Here is a 4,506-nt window from a genome sequence, read left to right as displayed (position 1 = left end):
ACGCATTAAACAGTGCTACTGATGACAGTATGAAGCCTGTTTCAACCGGTATCGGTGACCTTGACAGAGTTATTACCGGACTTAACCGAAGCGACCTTATCTTGCTTGCTGCCCGACCCGGTATGGGTAAAACAAGTTTTGCTCTTAACATTGCAAAATATGTTGCCTGCACAGCCAAGAAAACCGTTGCTTTCTTTTCTTTGGAAATGTCAAAAGAGCAGCTTGCAAGCCGTTTGCTTTCTGCTGAGGCTCTTATTGAGGGTACAAAGCTGAGAACAGGCAAGCTGAACGATGAGGAGTGGGACAGACTTATTCCGGCAAGTGATATTCTCGGCAAGTCCGAGCTTTATCTTGACGATTCTCCGGGCATTACCATTACCGAGATGAAATCAAAGCTAAGACGAATGAGAAAGCTTGACCTTGTAATTATCGACTACCTGCAGCTTATGGGAAGCGGCAGACGAATTGACAACCGTGTACAGGAAATTTCAGAAATCACAAGAAACCTAAAAATTCTTGCAAAGGAAATGAATGTGCCTGTTATCACACTTTCACAGCTTTCTCGTGCGAGTGAACAGCGTACAGACCACAGACCGCAGCTTTCCGACCTGCGTGATTCCGGTTCTATCGAGCAGGACGCAGATATTGTACTTTTTCTTTATCGTGAGGGCTATTACGATAAGAATGAGGACGATTCCCCGCAGGGTGCAGACCAGAACAGCGGTGAATGTATTGTAGCTAAAAACCGTCACGGTGAGGCTCGCACAGTAAAAATGCACTGGCAGGGCGAGTTTATGAGGTTTACAGGTACGGAGGACAGGAGTGAGTAATCCGTTTTTAAAGGCAGTAGATACCTACTGTTTGATTGAATACAACGATAAAATCGCAGTCGCTCTTTCGGGCGGTGCAGATTCCGTATCACTGCTCCATATGCTTTGTTCTGTAAAAGAAAAATACAACCTAACCTTATTTGCAATCCACATCAATCATATGATAAGGGGAGCAGAAGCTGAGCGTGACGAAAGCTTTTGCAGAGAATTTTGCAAAAGGCTCGGCATTGAGCTTTTTTTAAAAAGGGTAGATGTTCCTGCTCTTGCGAAAAATGAAAGAATAAGCACCGAACTTTGCGGAAGAAATGTCAGATACAGTGCTTTTGAAGAAATTTCTAAAAAGCTTGACTGTAAAATTGCCACAGCACATACGCTTTCAGACAATGCCGAAACTTTGATGATTAACCTTGTGAGAGGTACTTCGCTTAACGGACTTTGTGCAATTCCTGCAAGACGAGGCAACATAATCAGACCGCTGATTTTGTGTGACAGAGCGTATATTGAAAATTATTGCAAGGAAAATTCACTTGATTTTGTTACCGACAGCACAAATCTTACTGATGATTACACACGCAATAAGATTCGTCATAATGTCATTACAGAATTAAAAAGTATAAATCCAAGCTTTGAAACCTCAGTAAAACGCCTGTGTGATGATGCAAGGCTTGTAGTTGAGTATCTTGATAAACAAACAAAACTTGCACTTTCTGCTTGTAAACTTGAGTATGGTTACAGCACAGACAAACTGTTAAGCTTTGATAAAATTATAAGGCAGAACGCAATCAAGCAAATTTGTCTTGATTCGGGTGCAGAAATTCCCGAGCATATTCACATTGAGCTTATAGATGATATTTTTAAAAACGGCGGCTCGGTTGATTTGAACGGAAATTTCAGAGCAATAGCAAAGCAGGGCATACTCAGAGTTGAGCAAATAAAATTTGACAATAATACTACAGATGAGATAAGCTTTAGTAATGTTATAGATAAAGAATTTATATTGGCAGGGCAGAAGTACCTTGTAAAAGAAGTTACAAATTCCGATTGCCAAGGTGATAATTATATCAGCCTTTCAGAAAATGAAATAAGCAAAGCTGTTATCCGCACACGCAGGCAGGGTGACAAGTTCTTTTTTGAAAAAAGAAAGCTTTTAAAGTCTTTGAGAAAGGCAATGAATGAATTTAAAATCCCGTCTGAGCAAAGGGACTTAATTCCACTTGTGGCACTTGATGATAAAATTTTGTGGTGCAAAGGAATAAATACTACTCAGACTTCTTATAGTGCAGAAAAAAGAAAATTTATTATTATGTGACAAGGGAGGATTTTTTGTGCATAAGGACATCGAAAAAGTACTTTACAGCGAGCAGGATATTGAAAATATTGTGAAAAGGCTTGCAAAAGAGATTGAAAAGGATTATAATGGCAAGGACTTTATAATGGTTGGTTTGCTCAAGGGCTGCGTATCATTTATGGTTGATTTAATGAGGGAAGTAGACCTTGATTTTTCCATTGATTTTCTTGCTGTTTCAAGCTACGGCAATTCAACCGTAAGCTCAGGCAGAGTTAATATTCAAAAGGATATTTCTACATCTGTTGAGGGCAAGCATATTCTTATTGTAGAGGATATTGTTGATTCCGGCAGAACCCTTTCGTTTATTTCTCAGTATCTTTATGCAAAAAAGGCTGCCTCAGTCAAGATTTGTACACTTTTCAACAAGCCCGACAGAAGAGTTGCTGACATTGATGTTGCGTATGTCGGCTCAGTAATTCCTGATGCGTTTATTGTAGGATACGGACTTGACTATGCAGAAAAATACAGAAATCTTCCTTATGTTGGTGTTCTTAAAGAGTCAGTTTATTCTGACAATACATAATTTTACGCTTTTAAATTCATAATATAAAAGGAGTGATTCCTATTGGACAAAAAACTGCGTAACATAATTATCTATATCGGCGTTGCGGTTATGATTGTGCTGGGTATTGCTTTTGTGATGGGCTCAATGTCATCTCAAAGCTATACAACATCTCAGCTTGTCAACCTCTTTAAAGAGGACAAGGTTTCAAGCTACACCATTAACTACGGAACAGGTGCGGTTGAAATTACCCTTAAAGACGGCGTAAAACTTAAATCCGTTACCGACATAGCTACATCTGACAGTATTATTGATGAATCAGACCCAAACAGCGGTCTTATTGTTTCACCGACTACACCTACAAGTAAGTCTGACACAAAGACAAAGCAGGTAGTTGTAAAGGGCACTTTGGCCGATGTTGACAGATTTATTGATGATATTTCAGTTTACACAGCGTCTGCCGATGAGGCTGTGTCTTACAACTATATAAGAAGCAGCGACAACACACTTCTATATGAGTTTTTGCCTATCCTTGTAATGGGAATTCTCCTTGTTGCAATCTGGGTATTCATCATGAAGAAAATGGGTGGCGGTCTTGGCGGCAAAGAAATGAACTTTGGCAAGGCTAAAATCAAAAATACCAATGATGAAAAACGCAAAACTACATTTGATGATGTTGCGGGTGCAGATGAGGAAAAGGAAGAGCTTCAGGAAATCGTAGAATTCCTTAAAGCTCCTGACAAATACAACAAACTCGGTGCAAGAATTCCAAAGGGTGTGCTTCTTGTAGGCCCTCCAGGTACAGGTAAAACCTTGCTTGCAAGAGCAGTTGCAGGTGAAGCAGGCGTACCTTTCTTCTCAATCTCAGGTTCAGACTTTGTTGAGATGTTTGTCGGTGTCGGTGCTTCAAGAGTTCGTGACTTGTTTGAACAGGCAAAGAAAAACTCACCTTGTATCATCTTCATTGATGAAATTGATGCCGTAGGTCGCCAGAGAGGTGCAGGCCTTGGCGGTGGTCATGATGAGCGTGAGCAGACCCTTAACCAGTTGCTCGTTGAAATGGACGGCTTTGGTGCTAACGAAGGTGTTATTCTTATCGCCGCTACTAACCGTCCTGATGTTCTTGACCCTGCACTTATGCGTCCGGGCAGATTTGACAGACAGGTAATCGTAAGTTACCCTGACATCAACGGCAGAGAGGCTATTCTTAAGGTTCATGCACGCAAAAAGCCACTCGCTCCTGATGTTAAGCTTAAGACTATTGCTAAGACAACTGCCGGTTTTACAGGTGCAGACCTCGAAAACCTTCTTAACGAAGCTGCTCTTCTTGCTGCAAGAAAGAACAAAAAGGCTATCACAATGGAAGAAATTGAGGAAGCTACAATCAAGGTTGTAGTCGGTGCCGAGAAAAAGACAAGAGTTATGAGTGACAAGGAAAAGAAGCTTACCGCTTATCACGAAGCAGGTCACGCAATCTGCTTCCATGAGCTTGCTACTCAGGACCCTGTTCATGAAATTTCTATTATTCCGAGAGGTATGGCAGGCGGTTACACCTTATACCGTCAGGATGAAGATTCAAGTCATCTTCTTAAATCTGCTATGCTCGACAGAATTATATCTGCAATGGGTGGCAGAGTTGCTGAACAAATTACTTTCGGCGATATTTCCACAGGCGCATCGCAGGATATTGCACAGTCATCGGAAATCGCTCGTTCTATGGTTACCAAATATGGTATGAGTGAAAAGTTAGGTCCTGTTCTCTACGGTAAAGATAATGATGAAGTATTTCTCGGAATGGATTATTCAACCACTAAGAACTATTCCGA

The 4,506-nt window shown here is 40.9% G+C and carries 4 protein-coding genes; all 4 read left to right on the top strand.

Annotated elements, in window-relative coordinates; all coding sequences use genetic code 11:
* Positions 1-830, top strand: an 830-nt coding sequence (locus ACJMMI_RS03095; RefSeq protein ID WP_405353437.1) for a DnaB-like helicase C-terminal domain-containing protein, incomplete at its 5' end; no start/stop codon positions are given.
* Positions 823-2,139 carry a tRNA lysidine(34) synthetase TilS gene (gene tilS / locus ACJMMI_RS03090; protein ID WP_405353434.1) on the top strand — a complete coding sequence of 439 codons (1,317 nt, stop codon included), beginning with the start codon at positions 823-825 and terminating at the stop codon, positions 2,137-2,139. The genes ACJMMI_RS03095 and tilS, both read left to right, overlap by 8 nt.
* 16 nt (positions 2,140-2,155) lie before the next feature.
* Positions 2,156-2,701: a hypoxanthine phosphoribosyltransferase gene (gene hpt / locus ACJMMI_RS03085; RefSeq protein ID WP_405353432.1), complete on the top strand. Its 546-nt coding sequence runs from the start codon at positions 2,156-2,158 to the stop codon at positions 2,699-2,701.
* A 90-nt stretch (positions 2,702-2,791) separates the two neighbouring features.
* On the top strand, positions 2,792-4,506 hold a 1,715-nt coding region (gene ftsH / locus ACJMMI_RS03080), incomplete at its 3' end, for an ATP-dependent zinc metalloprotease FtsH (protein ID WP_405353440.1).

The sequence above is a fragment of the Ruminococcus sp. genome, from assembly GCF_045129435.1.
In the GTDB taxonomy this organism is placed as follows: Bacteria; Bacillota; Clostridia; order Oscillospirales; family Acutalibacteraceae; genus Ruminococcoides.
Note: the sequence above shows the minus strand (reverse complement) of the source record. Positions and strands in the feature narration are given on the sequence as shown.